Source organism: Sulfuricella denitrificans skB26 (genome assembly GCF_000297055.2).
Classification (GTDB): domain Bacteria; phylum Pseudomonadota; class Gammaproteobacteria; order Burkholderiales; family Sulfuricellaceae; genus Sulfuricella; species Sulfuricella denitrificans.
Window position 1 is genome coordinate 130,464 of record NC_022357.1, and the last position, 14,865, is coordinate 145,328.

General features: G+C 48.9%; 16 protein-coding genes. 5 read left to right on the top strand and 11 right to left on the bottom strand.

The features are described from left to right. Positions 1–16: 16 nt before the first annotated feature. Both SCD_RS00580 and SCD_RS00585 read right to left on the bottom strand, forming a co-directional pair. Entirely contained in the window at positions 17–1,129 is a 1,113-nt protein-coding gene (locus SCD_RS00580; protein ID WP_009207088.1) for a DUF4236 domain-containing protein, read from the bottom strand. Positions 1,130–1,169: 40 nt separating this feature from the next. Further along, positions 1,170–1,970 carry a class I SAM-dependent methyltransferase gene (locus tag SCD_RS00585; protein WP_009207087.1) on the bottom strand — a complete coding sequence of 267 codons (801 nt, stop codon included), beginning with the start codon at positions 1,968–1,970 and terminating at the stop codon, positions 1,170–1,172. Positions 1,971–2,449: 479 nt separating this feature from the next. Here SCD_RS00585 and SCD_RS00590 point away from each other — a divergent pair, with 479 nt between their 5' ends. Further along, a complete protein-coding gene (locus SCD_RS00590; RefSeq protein WP_009207086.1) occupies positions 2,450–2,731 on the top strand; it encodes an integration host factor subunit beta in 282 nt (93 codons plus the stop codon). A gap of 135 nt (positions 2,732–2,866) precedes the next feature. On the opposite strand, the gene SCD_RS00595 is transcribed toward SCD_RS00590, so the two are convergent. Further along, positions 2,867–3,136 (bottom strand): hypothetical protein, encoded by a 270-nt coding sequence (locus tag SCD_RS00595; RefSeq protein WP_009207085.1) that lies wholly within the window; start codon positions 3,134–3,136, stop codon positions 2,867–2,869. A 128-nt stretch (positions 3,137–3,264) separates the two neighbouring features. After that, positions 3,265–3,639 (bottom strand): hypothetical protein, encoded by a 375-nt coding sequence (locus SCD_RS00600; protein WP_009207084.1) that lies wholly within the window; start codon positions 3,637–3,639, stop codon positions 3,265–3,267. A gap of 443 nt (positions 3,640–4,082) precedes the next feature. On the opposite strand from SCD_RS00600, the gene SCD_RS00605 reads away from it, so the two are divergent. Further along, on the top strand, positions 4,083–5,060 hold the full coding sequence (locus tag SCD_RS00605) for a hypothetical protein (RefSeq protein WP_009207083.1): 978 nt from the start codon (positions 4,083–4,085) through the stop codon (positions 5,058–5,060). Between the two features lie 183 nt (positions 5,061–5,243). Here the strand turns inward: SCD_RS00605 and SCD_RS00610 are convergent, their stop codons facing one another. From SCD_RS00610 to SCD_RS16000, 6 genes are all read right to left on the bottom strand, one after another. Beyond that, entirely contained in the window at positions 5,244–6,818 is a 1,575-nt protein-coding gene (locus tag SCD_RS00610; RefSeq protein ID WP_009207081.1) for an anti-phage dCTP deaminase, read from the bottom strand. A 41-nt stretch (positions 6,819–6,859) separates the two neighbouring features. Beyond that, the gene (locus tag SCD_RS17070) at positions 6,860–7,273 is read right to left on the bottom strand and encodes a DUF6527 family protein (protein WP_408645520.1); all 414 of its coding nucleotides are present in this window, start codon (positions 7,271–7,273) and stop codon (positions 6,860–6,862) included. Beyond that, the gene (locus SCD_RS00615) at positions 7,260–8,708 is read right to left on the bottom strand and encodes a ThiF family adenylyltransferase (RefSeq protein WP_009207080.1); all 1,449 of its coding nucleotides are present in this window, start codon (positions 8,706–8,708) and stop codon (positions 7,260–7,262) included. The genes SCD_RS17070 and SCD_RS00615 overlap by 14 nt, the downstream gene beginning before the upstream one ends. Further along, positions 8,705–9,109 carry an E2/UBC family protein gene (locus SCD_RS00620; protein WP_009207079.1) on the bottom strand — a complete coding sequence of 135 codons (405 nt, stop codon included), beginning with the start codon at positions 9,107–9,109 and terminating at the stop codon, positions 8,705–8,707. Before SCD_RS00620 ends, SCD_RS00615 begins: the two co-directional genes overlap by 4 nt. Before the next feature lie 5 nt (positions 9,110–9,114). Next, positions 9,115–9,354, bottom strand: a complete 240-nt coding sequence (locus tag SCD_RS00625; protein ID WP_009207078.1) for a multiubiquitin domain-containing protein — start codon at positions 9,352–9,354, stop codon at positions 9,115–9,117. A 114-nt stretch (positions 9,355–9,468) separates the two neighbouring features. After that, positions 9,469–9,888: an HNH endonuclease gene (locus tag SCD_RS16000; protein WP_009207077.1), complete on the bottom strand. Its 420-nt coding sequence runs from the start codon at positions 9,886–9,888 to the stop codon at positions 9,469–9,471. A 92-nt stretch (positions 9,889–9,980) separates the two neighbouring features. Here SCD_RS16000 and SCD_RS00635 point away from each other — a divergent pair, with 92 nt between their 5' ends. Further along, positions 9,981–10,952 carry a helix-turn-helix transcriptional regulator gene (locus SCD_RS00635; RefSeq protein WP_009207076.1) on the top strand — a complete coding sequence of 324 codons (972 nt, stop codon included), beginning with the start codon at positions 9,981–9,983 and terminating at the stop codon, positions 10,950–10,952. A 289-nt stretch (positions 10,953–11,241) separates the two neighbouring features. Here SCD_RS00635 and SCD_RS00640 read toward each other — a convergent pair whose 3' ends face one another. Further along, entirely contained in the window at positions 11,242–12,630 is a 1,389-nt protein-coding gene (locus SCD_RS00640) for an IS1182 family transposase (RefSeq protein ID WP_041673562.1), read from the bottom strand. A gap of 330 nt (positions 12,631–12,960) precedes the next feature. Between SCD_RS00640 and SCD_RS00645 the strand changes: the two genes are divergently transcribed. Both SCD_RS00645 and SCD_RS15490 read left to right on the top strand, forming a co-directional pair. Further along, positions 12,961–13,671: a class I SAM-dependent methyltransferase gene (locus SCD_RS00645; protein WP_198408604.1), complete on the top strand. Its 711-nt coding sequence runs from the start codon at positions 12,961–12,963 to the stop codon at positions 13,669–13,671. Next, positions 13,664–14,839 carry a DNA cytosine methyltransferase gene (locus tag SCD_RS15490; protein ID WP_021035730.1) on the top strand — a complete coding sequence of 392 codons (1,176 nt, stop codon included), beginning with the start codon at positions 13,664–13,666 and terminating at the stop codon, positions 14,837–14,839. Before SCD_RS00645 ends, SCD_RS15490 begins: the two co-directional genes overlap by 8 nt. The last annotated feature ends 26 nt before the right edge of the window (positions 14,840–14,865 follow it).

Genomic DNA, 14,865 nt, shown 5'->3' on the forward strand with positions numbered 1-14,865 from the left:
GGAGGAACCCGCAGAATTATGCCACAGAGATAGAGCCGCCACCCTCCTGGGAGATTTTCTGACCCAACAAGGCAATCGCTGCTGCGAAGCTCTCACCGCCGCCACACTGCGAAACTTGCAACACCTCGTTTAGCCCGGTTTGACTGGATAAAGAAATCTCCTCATATAAGCAGATAGGTAGCTCTTTGTTGTCCTTGAACCGGCGATCCGGCCCTCCAGACTTGTTGACATACTTCCACGTCCTATCCACAACCTTTGCGTCCCTTGGAACGGAATCACTCTCGATGAACCTCCTTGTTCCAACATTGACGCGGAGCTCCTGATAGCCGACGGCGCCAACGCCGTTTTGATCGTAGATGAGGACGCGGTCTGGAAAGAAGTGCAGCGTTTGGCGACCAACCCCAATGGCTATGGTTTCGATGTTGGTCTTGACGTAGGGTGGTTCTACCTTGCGAACAAACGTTTGCTTTCGGCTAACGAGGTTGCTCGCACCAGCGTGATACTTTCGATCATGAACCTTCCCCTCAGCCTCGATATGCCATGCCGCTGCGCAATCAGCCAACCGTCCGGCGCAACTGTGAAGCTGTCCATAGGCATTTTCCATCTCGGGATCGAAGTCATAGAAAAGTACGACCGTTTTGGCAAGGGCATCTCGACCATGAGCAACGTATGTGCCCACAATACCCCCCAGGAAAAGTAGCACCAATAACCAATTCGGCCACCCCGACGACAACCCAACGATAAGAACCGCCACTGAGGCCACAGCCACGATAGGCCAAAGCCGTGTGGTCTTTTGCTTTTGGTTCAGTTCATTCAAAAGCTCACGCGAGGAAGAGTCAACGATTTGGGCAACGTCTGCCGACTCGATTTCTTCGAGCGGCGCATGTGTTCCCGGTGGGATTTGAGGGTCAAGTCGCTGCGCAGGCTGGCGTCGCTGCTCGGAAGGCGCAGAGGATGACGGAATGGTTGCTCTGTAATATAACCCACCTCGACCCATGTGGACATAGTTGCCTCGCGGCCCGACTCCGAAGCGTAGCCCTTTTACACCTGCGGAAACCCCGATACCCGACTTCGAAAGGTTGAAGCGGAGAGGACCAACACTAATGCTCTTACGAAGATAGAAACCCACGGGCTATTCCTTATAATTCCGACCCCACCAACGACTTGGATCAATCGATAACCGCCTTAGCAGACCCAAGCGCTATAACCTTGGCCGCAGCCATATCGGCTGACGTCAAATAATGAATATGGGAGGTATGAAGACTATCTTCCATTTTTTTGAGGAAAGTTGCCTCTTTCGTAACTACGTAGCCATTTCCTGCCAATTCACGATGACTTTCAACGAGCTGACTGCGCAGAGTGTCTTTGTCGCTCCATGAGCGCATAGCTATGCGATCCACAATCTGGACAGTACCGCCATGCTTAAGGCAAGAGCGCCCTATCTCATAGCATTGCTTATGCACCTGCTCGCGATAGAATGGCATTTCGCTGCCATTGAAGCTTTTTAGTTGCTTACCCAACTGGGCCGAAATGACCCCTGGGCTTGATCCAATCATCCAGCAGACGAGTGCATCGAATGCTTGATGTGGAAGACTCGTTGCCAAGTTGAAGTCAAACACATTCACCTGAACGATAAACACTTGCGTGTCTGCCACTAGGTCAAGGTGATTAAATGCCTCAAGCGATACCACTTCGACTGAAATCCCGTTGGCTTTCAGGTGCTCAACGGCCATAGCCGCCAAGTGTTCGTTATCCTCAAGAGACACCACCCGCATGCCCGCTTGGACCAAACTCAAGGTGCTGGCGCCTGAGCCGCAACCCACCTCCAGCACCAAGGGTTGGTCACCCAATTGTTGAACCATCCAGGCATAGTGCCGATTCACAGAAAAATTCTCAGCCGAGGCCTTCCATTCATGCGCATATTCCTGAGGAGTCATTGCCCGACCAAATATCGTGTTCATGTCATTCATTTTATTTTTGTGGTTCCATTTTTATCTGGTCCCCCAGCGCCCATACGACCAGACCAAGAGCAGACAAAGGGTTCGCCATTCGCGACAACATGCGGATCGTACAGCGGGGTGTCGTTCTTGATGAAAGCAGCTCGTTGTCGAGGGTCGAGCCGACCGCCACTGTCAATCAGGTGGATAAGCTACGTCACTGACAGATAACAGCGGTGCTGCAACAAACAGGGTTTGAGCGGTTGGCATTGGGATCTTCCAGTTTAGGTTATGTTTTTCTTGGTTTTGTGTATTCCTCTCATGACAAGAGCAATGTTTGGGTACGCTACTCTTTTATACTTGACATCCATATAGGGGAATCCCCTATTTCATCAGCAGCTTTCATTAACATTCGGTAGCAGCGTGGTTTGGCACTGGCATCACTGGCACATTTCCCGCATAAAACGCACTGGCGTTTGAAAGCCAAGCCTTAGACCATTACAATTACTCGCATGAACCGCTCACAATTAATCGCCATCCTCTCTCACCAATTCTCTACTCTCACAGCCCAAGATGCCGAAGTTTCCGTGACACTTATCTTGGATGAAATTAAAAATGCCATGGCCAACGGTAGGCGTGTAGAAATCCGTGGTTTTGGCTCTTTTGCGCTAAACCACCGCAATCCAAGAATAGGTAGAAATCCCATGACTGGAGAGAAAGTAACGGTCCCAGCCAAGTACGTGCCTCATTTCAAGCCAGGAAAAGAGTTGAAGGCGCGGGTGGATATTGCCTGAGGGTAGAAGGGCTGGGGCGACTTCCTAAAATCGAGAAGATCAGCCGATAAAGATAAAAGGTAAGAGGCGTGCCCTAATACCAGGCTAGCCTAGTGGAATGATGGGTTGGGTAATGGTCGTTACCAGCGAAAACAATTACAAGTTGTTCTTAAGCCAACTGGAACAGTCGTCATCAAGCCCAGTCCATGCTCCAACACCGGACAAAACGACAACAAGTAATGAATCGTTATTATCAATAGCCGGGGTAAGCGAGTCTCGCACCTGAGCCGCCGTGAGATTTGATTTCACGATCCATGTTGAATCTAGGCAGTGCCACCAAATGCCGATTTTTTTTATTGCCTCAAACAGGTCGTTGTAATTTTGCCCTGGCCGATTGAGATCATAGGTAATGAGATATGTTGCCATTTGAGGCTCCTTGTTGATGGAATCTAATGTAAATGTAACAGGCGCCCGCGCAAAGGATCACGTTGCAAAGCGCCCACTTACCGGGTGTCCTGTTGCCCGGTAAGCCGGGCATAGGTGCTAGCAATGGATCAAACGCCTTGCTTCGATAACAACCAAGCCATGGCATCGCTTCGATTCAAAAAGACTTTCAGATTCCATCTCTCATCCCGTGGATATGAGGCCAATGTTTCCGTGGAAAGTATTGTCGCCCGATTGTAAGCAACCACGGCCATTACATTTATTTCTTTCAGAGTAGCCAACTTTTGTTGGGCATCGAAATTATATGTGTAGGAGTTAACCTTATTAACGAGTAACGAAAATGGGGCTCGTAAATGCGACAGCAAAAAGTCATGGTATTGACCCACCATATTTACGTCCATTTCAACGCCATCATTAATCATGACTTCAGCAATATCTTCTCGAAGGATAATAATTTTGGCAAAAGGCAGCTCATGTAAGCTCATATTAATCACCCAGCCGCCCAGCCTTGGATACTAAGATCCTTAGAACATGGGATTCAACAACTGCACGATTCATTATGGGCGCCCCGAAGTACCTTGTTAGCATATGCCATAATAATACAGAAACTTATCAAGTGACTGTTTGTGCGAAAATATTCAATCTACTATTCCTGACGTATGTCAGCTTTTTTGCGGTCTTTGCTACTCCATCACTTGGGCACCGAACATAATATTAAGCGGCAGGTTTAATCGGAATACACAGTATCGATGTGACAAAGTGCAGCGACATGCTTCCTTTTTGGACCAACTGCAAAATTACGGGCCTTAAAGCCTCTCGCATCCGGGCCAGTTCATAGAGTATGCTCACCACGTAATTCCTGGTGCATATATTTCTCTGCAATAATTTTTACTTTGGGCCTTTCTCTATTGCGTGTAGGAGATCATGAATGGGTTGGAACGACCATATAGACGACAGTGAACTTGGCAATCTTCCGCCAGAGGCATTCAGTCCATTTAATGTTGATGGGCCATTTGACCCTCAAGATCATTGGCTCGAGACAGCAGATGAAGAAGAGCAACGAATTGCGATGCGAGAATGGTTTTTGGCACGCTTCTGTGACCCAGCTATCGAGACTCCCTACAACGGTCGTGAGGGCGGATATCTTTTCATTAACGGAGGTCCTTACGATCCTGCTCATGAGATATCTCACCGTTTTGCCGGTATTGTTGACGACGATGTTATTCAGGAGGTCGTCCACGATTTATGTACTGAGGTTGGTAACCAATGGGCCCCAATTCGCGATGATTTTCCCAGTGATTTCGATTTCGACGAGCGGTTTGATCTTCAACTTCTGACCAGCAATGAACCGTTGGACAAGCTCAAGGCACGCTTGCAGCATGCCCGACTAGTTCTCACCCTTGAAGGGGATGAGGTTGCAAAGTCACTTGCTGAAAAGCTGGTCTTCGGTGGAACTGTCGCGGCTCTGGAGGCTTTCCTATGGGAGACGGTAGATTACTGGGTTGAGCATGACGAAAGGGCTCTACACGATATCGTGACGCGAATCCCAGCGCTGAAAGATCAACCGATGAAGCTCGGTGACATCTTCAAGCAACATGCCGGCCTAAAGGAGTACGTTAAGGGTTACTTACAGAATCTCGTCTGGCATCGCTGGGATAGAGTTGCACCGCTATTCAAAACCGGACTCGGCATAGAGCCCCCCAGTTTCAAGCCATTTGAGGAAGCACTCGTCAAACGCCATCATATTGTTCATCGAAGCGGCCACGACAAGACTGGGAATCCAATCTCTGTAACGAAGGAAGAAATAGGTTCACTGTGCGATATGATTGAAGTATTCGCCACTGAAATCCATGCCAAGCTGGCACCGCGAGGTCTTCCATTGAGTGAGAAAAATGACTGGACGTAAGCAGTCGGATTCCCGGCTGAGTCCAACGTCAGTGCTTTGGCCGAACTCCAGATCATCCGGATGATCGCGGCGACCTTCCGGTTCTCGGCCTAAGTGGACTTTTCCAATACTCAAAGATCATGTCTGCTTCACGTTAATAAGCAGACTCAGCGCTAGAAGTTGCAGTACCTAAGGTCAACTATACTAGTCAGGACAGAGTGACTTTTTGTCCCATTTATAAACGCTCTCTGGCAAACTCTTCAGCACATGGCGCTCGTTTCGAAAATATGAAGCGGATACATTCTCCATAACATAAAGAGGCAGAAGTAAGCTCTTTTTTTCCTCCCATTCTTTCTTCGAGATACCGCGCTTCTTGCCTCTGGCGTCCATGCTGAATAAACGCTGGAACTGGCGAGGTGCAACACCGGTGTAAGCAATGAACGCAACTTTATCTTGGTAAGTCGCGCCTTCTGGAGCTTCCGATACAATTTCCTCGTTGTGAAGGAATTGCGCTCTACTTTTGGGATACGGCTCCAAATAGACAACCTGCTTCAAGCCGGCCGCAATAATGTGTTTTGCACAATTGTGGCAAGGAAATGTGGTTACATACATGGAAAAATCCTGTACGGCAACGCCCCGTCGTGCGCTATCTATCAGCGCAGCCATCTCCGCATGAACTGGTCGTGAAAACTCGCCAATATTCATGAATTGCGTTCCGTCTAATTTTTTCAGCAATTCCTTCGCGATGTCGTCTGTTTGTTTTCCACCTTCCTTAAGCAAACCTGCGCTCTCGATGCGACCCAAGAGTTCTGTAAGTACAGACGTTTTTATATCTTTTGCTCGGTCGTCACCTTTTTCTTCTAGGGCTTGATCTCTCGGGTCGCCGGACACATCTCGCCAATATAGTCCGCCTCCAGCGCGAGGGATTTCATTCATTCCAGTTGCAACAATACTCAAATCCCTTAACGCCGGACTTCTTGGCTCATACTCATGTTTCACTATTACTGCACCGACCTGCCTGTTGTAATCCGATGACCGAAGCGATGCTGACCATGCTTGGTGCATCGCATATTCGCGTTGATAGGGCGTTTCAAAAGGATGGCCAAATAGCAGTCTAACGAATCTTTCTACTGCCTTTTCGCCACCCTCATTGGTGAGGTCAATAAAAAAATCTGCCAGCGGATAGGTGTCTCTTGTGTTCTGCCCGAATTTCGGATCGACCGACTGATTCTCATCGTCCTCGATGATCTTCACTGCCAGCCCGACATAATGGGAGTTTTTACTTTTAGTGGGATCAGGTGCGCACCGTTTAGCGAGACTTTCTCCCCGCTTCGTTTTTGGTTCATGGCCTGCAATAAGCACGAATGCTGAACCGTAAACTTGTCGGAGCAACTCCACCTCTCTCGGATGTTTCAGTTGGTCCAGGATATACGCATGTGCAATTCTTGGGCGATCTGGGCTACCTGATGCTGCCGCCCTAATTCTTCGAATTTCGGCGATAGCCGCTAACGCTGGTGCTGCACCTTCTTTTAGTTCTCGCCTAAAATCTAGCGCTACGTCTTGACAATAAATTATTCGCCCCCCTTCATCGTCCCCAATCTTGCTCTTATCATAACCGTGATAATGTTCCAATAACTTTGATACGCGGATGCTTTCGGCTGAATAGCTAAATAATTTGAGATACTCAATCAATACCTCTGAGACATCACCAAGCCGGACTCCCGCTGGACCAACTAGCCCAATTATCAATTCCGGCTTTTCATTTTCACCAGTGATCATATCCCTCCCCTGAAATTACTTAGGCCTTTATTTCAATTGACTTACCGATTTAAGAATGGCGGTGTTCCGGTATCACCGCACCAGTAAACACGCCCATCCATTATCCAGAAATGACTCTTACAACCGACATCTCTCCACACGGATGGATACAGAACAGGCCGATTATCCTGGCTTGCTCTTAACGTCCAGTGCGGCCTATGTACCTGCTGCAGAGACAGTGTAATGACGCTATTACAACCGCAAGGGCAACGAAAGAGAACCCACTTCGGCTTATTTGCTGCTGCCACAAAATATAGAGTACTTTTTTCTACTTCTTCATTACGTGGCGGCTTTTCTATAGTTCGGATTCCAGGAAAGGTTACCGGCGGTAACGGCTGACGTTCAAACCAATCACGCGACTTCTTATCGTGATCAAAAAGCTTCAGCCATACCAGTAGCTTGTCAAAGTGCGACATTTGGTTTCCCCAGAATTGGACGGTTTAGGCGATATTTCTCTTGAACAACCAAATACGCTTTTTGCTGGCAATAAACACAGGCTGTATCGTTCCTTTCGGAGCGGCTCTGAAATTCCATTTTTACAAAATCCACGGTAAAGAAATCACTACGCAATTCACCCGGAAGCTTTCGGAATGGTTTAATCAGGTCAAACAGAGTTGCCACACCGTAATCCGCAATCGCGCTGGTGAAAGGACCAACGCCGGGAGCTTGTTCTCCACCTCCAACCAAATACCGCTCTCGCGCTTCCTCTGCGGCGAGGTTAGGGTTCTGCCGCAACGCGTATTGATGCCGAATCCATACATCCTTGATGACCCCTTGGCAAAACAGGCACTCACCGCTTTCTGGAAGAATCGTACTTATCCTCCCATGGTGATACCTTAAATATGGGTGCCCTTCCGCGTCTTCCGCAATCTGACCACCAAGTCCCATATCGATATATGGTTGGGCATAAGCATACAAGGCTGTATTCAGTATCTCGCGGCCTATTTGGTCGTCGGTGCAACCAAAAATGACGTCACAACTTGCAAGCGCATCAAGAGCGGCTGGATCTTGATCAATCAGAGATTCGAGGGCTGCCACGTTTGTGGGTAATTTTAAAAGTGCAATAAAATCTTTGAGGATTTGCGCCTTGTTCTTTCCGACATCATCAAGCCCCGCACCTCTTACACGGTTTAAATTGCTTCTCTCCAGTTTATCGTTGTCGATTACCACCAATTCACCGACGCCGGCGCGCGCAAGCAGCAGTGCAGTGGGACTTCCTGTCCCACCCGCCCCAACGATACCTACTCTCAAAGATTTAAGCTTGTCTACAAAAGGCTGGCCAAATGCAGCGGCATGGCGGGCACTAATGTCCTCATCCGCAAATTCTGTTTTCTCATACTCATATAACTTGAGCGGACGACCATGCACAAGGATATGTCTGACCTTCTGCACCGACTCAGGTTGTTGACCATATCGGATTCTTGCTTTCCATGCATTGTTGGTCCACAACATTGCCACAAAGTGTATATCTTTGCCGTTGCGATTCGTGAGCGCACGTAATAGCGTGCGCTCGTTGTCATCGTCGACGTGCGAAAAATCTGGGTAACCGCCTGGATGATTGTGTACAAAACCAAATACAAGCGATTCCTCTTCGGACTGTCGAAACAAATCGCGAAGATATTTCAACTCGAAGCTGATATGCGTATCTGAACTACTAGTTACCCAATCATTTTCAAAGGGTATCACTCTAACGGCGATGTAACGATCGGATTCTGCCAATCCAGGTGTCAGGTGAGATAACCGACGAAATAGAACGACCGCCGCCATTTCATGGCCTTGTGGATGCGATTGGAGGTGCCCAAGCAACTCCCTCTCATGTGAAGCCAGCAATGTGATTCGGGGTTTATTCATTGACAATCCGGTTTCTGCAACGCCCAAACAATCCGGCGATAAATTGAAATGATGTCGTCCCTGCCGGGACGCCACATCCCTGGACCTGACTGCCAGTGACGAGACCACCTGCAGTACTCTTTACCATTTAAAATTCGGTTGTCGCCTCCAGCAGGATCCAGAACTGCTGGTATCGGCTTGCCATCCGCTCGATACAGCCTCGGAAACGTCCAAAACATGTCATTTCCATCCTGATTGTAGTTTGGAGGAATGACAACCAAGACGTCACATGAGGCTACTGTGTATAGGCTCTCGGGCAGTGTGAAATGCGTAAAAATAAAAAAACGCTGCGGTTCGCTCTCTTCGTAGGTGATCCCGCGCTCCCTGAGGTTTACGTAGTCATCGTCAAACAGCAGAGACATAGCTACTAACCGGCCTGTGAGCCTGGCGATTGAGTAGAGAACTTAGCTGGTCCATGATGCTTATCAAGGTCTACAACGGTGTCATTTGTTACTACATCGTCCGGCTTGCCGGGAACCTTCAAAAATATTTCAGCGCTATCAGGAATACCGGCTAATACACGCAGCTCAGCGCCTGAAATTGCGCTCTTTTCCCATTCATATTTATCGCCGTCTACAAACAACTCATATTTCTTAGGATGGTTCATGTGAAAATCTCCTAATAATTAAACAAAAAACTGACAATTGCATTATACGTGACCAAAAGTGGCCGTATCGTATCGCCAATGAACAAATCTACATGGTTTGATGAAATCACCATTTCATTTATCTGGATCATGGCTATGCCCAAAGCTCGCGCCAAGACACGCCCCGATAAATGTGCCAACAGGTCCTCCTATAGAGCCAACCATCGCACCGAGTGCGCCTCCGGCAAGTGTATTTCCGGCTCTTGCCTTTTTTCTCTTATCTCCTGAAAGAGGTGCACGTGACTTACCGTGCTTTGATCGGGCTGAGGCAGTGCTTGAAGCCCCCTTGGAGCGATTGCAACTGATGCAAGCTGGATATAAGTTATTTAAATGATCGGTACCGCCTTTAGCTTGTGGAATGGAGTGCTCTACCTCCCAAGCAGCACGTGCGCCAACAGTCCCATAGTTTTTAAATGCCAATTTCTTATGACAAATGTGGCAACCGCCAGACGTCCGATCATAAATTTTATTGAGTTCTGTCTTATTGAATGCCATTCGATTCTCCTTGCCAAAAAGGCTACTTGAGCCATATATCGAAGTCTGCCACACTCCAAGCTCACCGGATGAGCTTGGATCAGGGGAAAATCATGGGAATGAATGATCGAATATACCTAATTGATCAGATGCTGGCTGAGCGTCGTTTTGTGACAATCCCACAGTTGTTGGAAAGGTTGGAGGTTTCTCTCGCCACGCTTAAGCGTGATCTGTCTATTCTGCGGGACAGAATGCAGGCCCCAATTATTTTCGACAAAGAATTAGGGGGGTATCGATATGAAAAACAAGATCAGACCTCCAAATTTGAACTTCCCGGCCTGTGGTTTTCGGCAGAGGAAATCCATGCTCTGTTGACTACGTACCATCTGCTGTCAAATCTTGATACTGGCGGCCTACTCGGGGGGCATATCAAACCTCTTCTCTCACGCCTTACTGCCTTGCTGGGTGTTGCCGACAATTCTATTGAAGAAATTCAAAAGCGTGTACGGATCGAAATGATGAATGTTCGCCGTGTTCAACTCGAACATTTCGAAGCAGTTGGTTCCGCCCTGCTGAAACGAAGAAGATTGCGCATCGAATATTACGCTCGCGGAACAAATCAGACCACACAAAGAGAGCTTTCACCACAACGTCTAATTAACTACCGAGGCAATTGGTATCTAGATGGCTGGTGTCATCTGCGAAATGACCTTCGTAGTTTCTCGATTGACTCTATTCGTTGCGTTGAATTATTAGCTGCTAAGGCAAAGGATATAAGCGAGAAGAAGCTGAATGAAATATTGGGATCTGGCTACGGGATATTCTCTGGGAAAGCCACACAATGGGCCACGCTACATTTCACTCCGGAAATTTCCCGATGGGTATCTACTGAAAGTTGGCATCCCGAACAAAAAGGACGATTTTTGGTTGGTGGCTGCTATGAGCTTAAAATTCCCTACAGCAAGGCCACCGAGCTACTGATGGACATCATGAAATATGGAGCTGGGGTCAAAGTAATTGCACCACCCTCCCTAGTTGATCGTGTCTCTAAAGAACTTAATTCAATGCTTGCCATATATGAATAGGCCAATCTGAGGGCTTTAAATTTTCAGTTTTCATGTGATACCAAGCAACCAAGAGAGCGCTGTAGATGTAAGTGGTTCACTCATAACGACTAACGACAGCTAATCCGCGCATAACAGAACTACCGACTTTACCTGTGAAGGTCGGCTTAGGCCGGATTCTGTTGAAAAACTCGTTGTTTCCGCCGACGTGATGTTCGGATTGTAGGTGTAGAACCAAGATTTTCTACCTTTCGGTGGCCGCAACCAGGTCCTGATGCCCGGTTTGCAGGTTAATTAGTAGGTTTTTGCCTCAAGCAGGCGCACCTATCCCGTTAATTGGTGGTCCTTGCGCGATGAGCTTGGCCATACGCCGCATATTTTGCACGGCAGCGGCAAGTGTAAATTCGTCACCGGCACCGCTGAGTCCGTGCAACCGTAGGCGATCCAACTTGAGGATAGACTTGAGATGCGCGAAGAGCATCTCAACCTTTTTGCGTTCGCAGCGTGATCGTTGATATTCCGGGGTCGTGGTAATGTAGCGTGCCACGTCGCGGGCAGCTTCATGGATACTGCGGGTTATCTTGCGAAACGTCATGTTCGGACAACAATCGGCTTTCATCGGACACGCTGCGCAGTCGCGCTCGCTTGACCGATAGATGATAGTGTCGGCTTTGGTAACGTGCGTGCGAGGAGTTTTGAATGGGCGCCATTCGCTGCGGAGTGCCTTGCCGACCGGACAACGGTATTCATTGGCCTCATCATCCCACTGGAAAGCATCACGCTGGAAGGTGCCATCCTTGCGTTCAGTCTTGTCCCAAACCGGAATATGTGGCTCGATGGATTTCTCCTCGACCATCCAGCCCAGCATGGGCGCCGATCCATAAGCCGTATCCGCGATGAGGCGCTCAGGCTTCAGATCAAAACGTTCCTCGACGCGATCCACCATGACCTTGGTAGATTCGACCTCCGCCGTGCGGTGAGCCGGCGTCGCCTCCACGTCGAGTATTACACCGTGAGCGGTATCGATGAGGTAGTTGGTCGAATAGGCAAAGTATGCAATGCCCCCGGTCGCTGCCGTCCAACGTGACTGTGGGTCGCTCAATGAAATCTTGCGGGTCACTGGGGCAGCGGCCGCCTCGTCATCCAGAGCTGCCAGATACTCGCGCATGGCACGCGTGTTGATCTCCGGATCGGTCCAGTCGCAATGCTCGCCCACCTGGACACTGTGCTGGTGGCTCGCATTGGCAGCCACCAGACTCGCATCCACCGCGAACCCCTCGCCCTTGACTAGGCCTGCTGCGATGCAGCGGCGAACAACTTCATCAAATACCCAACGGAAGACGCCGCTCTCACGGAATCGTCCATGACGATTCTTGGAGAAAGTGGAGTGCTCTGGCACCACATCTTCCAGGCCGAGGCGGCAGAACCAGCGGTAGGCTAGGTTTAGATGCACTTCTTCGCACAGGCGGCGTTCGGAACGGATGCCGTAGCTGTAACCAATAATCAGCATGCGAATCATCAATTCTGGGTCAATCGAGGGGCGCCCGGTATGACTGTAGTAGTCCGCCAATTGCTGGCGCAGCTCGCTCAGATCGAGGCAGCGATCAATGCCTCGTAAAAGATGGTTTTGTGGAATGTGGTCTTCGAGATTGAAGGAGTAGAACAATCTATCCTGACCGCTTGGTTGCTGACCCATCATCTTGGCACCCATAACCCATAAATGATATAGGCATATTTTACCATGGCGCCGTTTAAGTTGGGGAGTTTTTCAACAGAATCGCCGAACAAGAGACGGTCGGGCACCTTACCTAAACTTCCGCTCATGGCACGTTGCTGACCGTAACGGGCCAACGTCAGAATTCGTCGAGCAATTCTTAAATAGCGATAACCTTAATTAATTAAGACATATTCTTAATATTAATCCCTCCAACCAGAGCCTCTTAATCAAATTCCGCCTCACAATCTATTTTAACCTACTGATTTTATTGAAACGTTAAAATCTAGCTTGCATCCATCGCAGAATTCTGCGATGCTTCGAAAAATGAGTTACCCAGGCGGAAAAGGCAACGTGTTTCAGCACATTATTAACGTGCTTCCAAAACACCGCACATATATCGAAACGCATCTTGGCGGGGGCGCAGTCATGAGACAAAAGAAGGCTGCGGCAAGAAGCATCGGCGTTGATATAGACCCAATTGTCATATCTGAGTGGCAAAACAAGCACCCTGAGCGGTGCGAACTTGTTTGCGCTGATGCGGCACAATTTATCCGGACATTTCCATTTTCTGGGGACGAAGTGGTGTACTCGGACCCTCCTTACTGGCCGTCAACCAGAAGAAGGCCGCGTATTTACCGGCATGAGTATACTGAACACCAGCACCTAGAACTCTTGAATGAGTTGAATCAACTCCCCTGTGCCGTTGTGTTGTCTGGATATCAGAACGAGGCATATGAAAGCATTTTAACTGGGTGGCAATCCATAACTTTTCTCGCCCCGACTCAGAAGGGCTTGAGAGAAGAAACTTTGTGGCTGAACTACAATCTTCCACAAGAGCTTCACGACTTTACGTTCATTGGCGGCAACTACAGGGAGCGGGAAGCAATTCGCCGCCGGCAGGAAACCCTCAGACGAAAAATAGAGCGGCTGCGCCCTATAGAGCGCGCTTCCCTTGTGTCGTGGCTGATGGAACAATACTCCCTGACTGAAGGACAAGATGAGGGGCGGAGCCTCTATGCGTAACCCGCGCTTTGTCAGCTTATTTTCGGGGTGTGGCGGCCTGGATCTAGGCTTCATTAAGGCCGGCTTTACTCCAGTCGCCGCCTATGATATTTGGCCCCTTGCGGTCGAAAACTACCAACAGAACATTGGCCAACATGCACACGTATGGGATCTATCCACCGGCATCCTTCCCGCATATGACAAATGTGAAATCGTGCTGGCAGGATCGCCTTGCCAAGGGTTTTCTACCGCAGGAAAACGCCGGCTAGATGATCCACGTAACCATCTATTGTACTCAGCCGTAACCATCGCTATAAGATTGGCGCCAAAGGTGATGGTATTCGAAAATGTGCCAGGTCTACTGCAAGGCGCCCACAAGAAGCACTTTGACAAAGCATGCGCCGAGCTACAAGCGGCGGGATATGACACAAAGACAATTGTCCTCGATGCGAGAGACACAGGAATCCCTCAATCCAGGCGCCGCGTCATTCTATTGGCTTGGAATAGCAAAGCTCATTTCGCCCCATCTATAAAACGAAGAGAATCTGTGTCACTTGAGCATACAATCGCTGGGGTTGATGGCTTGGCTAATCATGAGCCAATTCTGATGCAAGACGGATCATCTGATGTAAAAATTGCTGCACGTATAGCGGCAGGGCAAAAGCTATGTAATGTTCGTGGCAGTGATGCTTCCGTCCACACTTGGCAGATACCCGAGGTTTTCGGTCGGGTATCTCAGCGGGAGCAAGAGTTGCTCGAGGCGGTAATGAGGTTGAGGCGACGTCTGCGCCTCCGAGATTTCGGTGATGCCGACCCTGTCTCAAGGCAAGCACTTGAGAAGGAATTAGGCCGTACGCTCAAAAAGGAAATTCGGCAACTGGTAGACAAAGGGTACTTGCGCGAAATAGACTTCGCTATAGATCTAACGCATACTTTTAATGGCAAGTATCGTCGCGCTCATCCATGCGGAGTTTCATATACTGTCGACACTAGATTTGGGGATCATCGCTACTTTTTGCATCCTTATGAGAACCGAGGATTCACAGTACGAGAAGCTGCGCGAATCCAGGGTTTTCCAGATAGTTACAAATTCCACGGCCCACTAAAGGAGCAGTTTAAAATGGTAGGCAACGCAGTTCCACCGACTATGGGACTTACGATAGGTGAGATGGTGAAGCATATATTGTGATCAACTAGCAAGGTGAGCGACGGTCT

Coding starts and splice junctions, on each gene's coding strand:
- SCD_RS00605 (WP_009207083.1), top strand. CDS start 4,083: ATGGGTTGGAACGACCATATAGACGACAGTGAACTTGGCAATCTTCCG.
- SCD_RS00620 (WP_009207079.1), bottom strand. CDS start 9,109: ATGTCTCTGCTGTTTGACGATGACTACGTAAACCTCAGGGAGCGCGGG.
- SCD_RS00590 (WP_009207086.1), top strand. CDS start 2,450: ATGAACCGCTCACAATTAATCGCCATCCTCTCTCACCAATTCTCTACT.
- SCD_RS00600 (WP_009207084.1), bottom strand. CDS start 3,639: ATGAGCTTACATGAGCTGCCTTTTGCCAAAATTATTATCCTTCGAGAA.
- SCD_RS00645 (WP_198408604.1), top strand. CDS start 12,961: ATGCTTCGAAAAATGAGTTACCCAGGCGGAAAAGGCAACGTGTTTCAG.
- SCD_RS00635 (WP_009207076.1), top strand. CDS start 9,981: ATGGGAATGAATGATCGAATATACCTAATTGATCAGATGCTGGCTGAG.
- SCD_RS00595 (WP_009207085.1), bottom strand. CDS start 3,136: ATGGCAACATATCTCATTACCTATGATCTCAATCGGCCAGGGCAAAAT.
- SCD_RS00585 (WP_009207087.1), bottom strand. CDS start 1,970: ATGAATGACATGAACACGATATTTGGTCGGGCAATGACTCCTCAGGAA.
- SCD_RS17070 (WP_408645520.1), bottom strand. CDS start 7,273: ATGTCGCACTTTGACAAGCTACTGGTATGGCTGAAGCTTTTTGATCAC.
- SCD_RS00615 (WP_009207080.1), bottom strand. CDS start 8,708: ATGAATAAACCCCGAATCACATTGCTGGCTTCACATGAGAGGGAGTTG.
- SCD_RS16000 (WP_009207077.1), bottom strand. CDS start 9,888: ATGGCATTCAATAAGACAGAACTCAATAAAATTTATGATCGGACGTCT.
- SCD_RS15490 (WP_021035730.1), top strand. CDS start 13,664: ATGCGTAACCCGCGCTTTGTCAGCTTATTTTCGGGGTGTGGCGGCCTG.
- SCD_RS00625 (WP_009207078.1), bottom strand. CDS start 9,354: ATGAACCATCCTAAGAAATATGAGTTGTTTGTAGACGGCGATAAATAT.
- SCD_RS00640 (WP_041673562.1), bottom strand. CDS start 12,630: ATGATGGGTCAGCAACCAAGCGGTCAGGATAGATTGTTCTACTCCTTC.
- SCD_RS00610 (WP_009207081.1), bottom strand. CDS start 6,818: ATGATCACTGGTGAAAATGAAAAGCCGGAATTGATAATTGGGCTAGTT.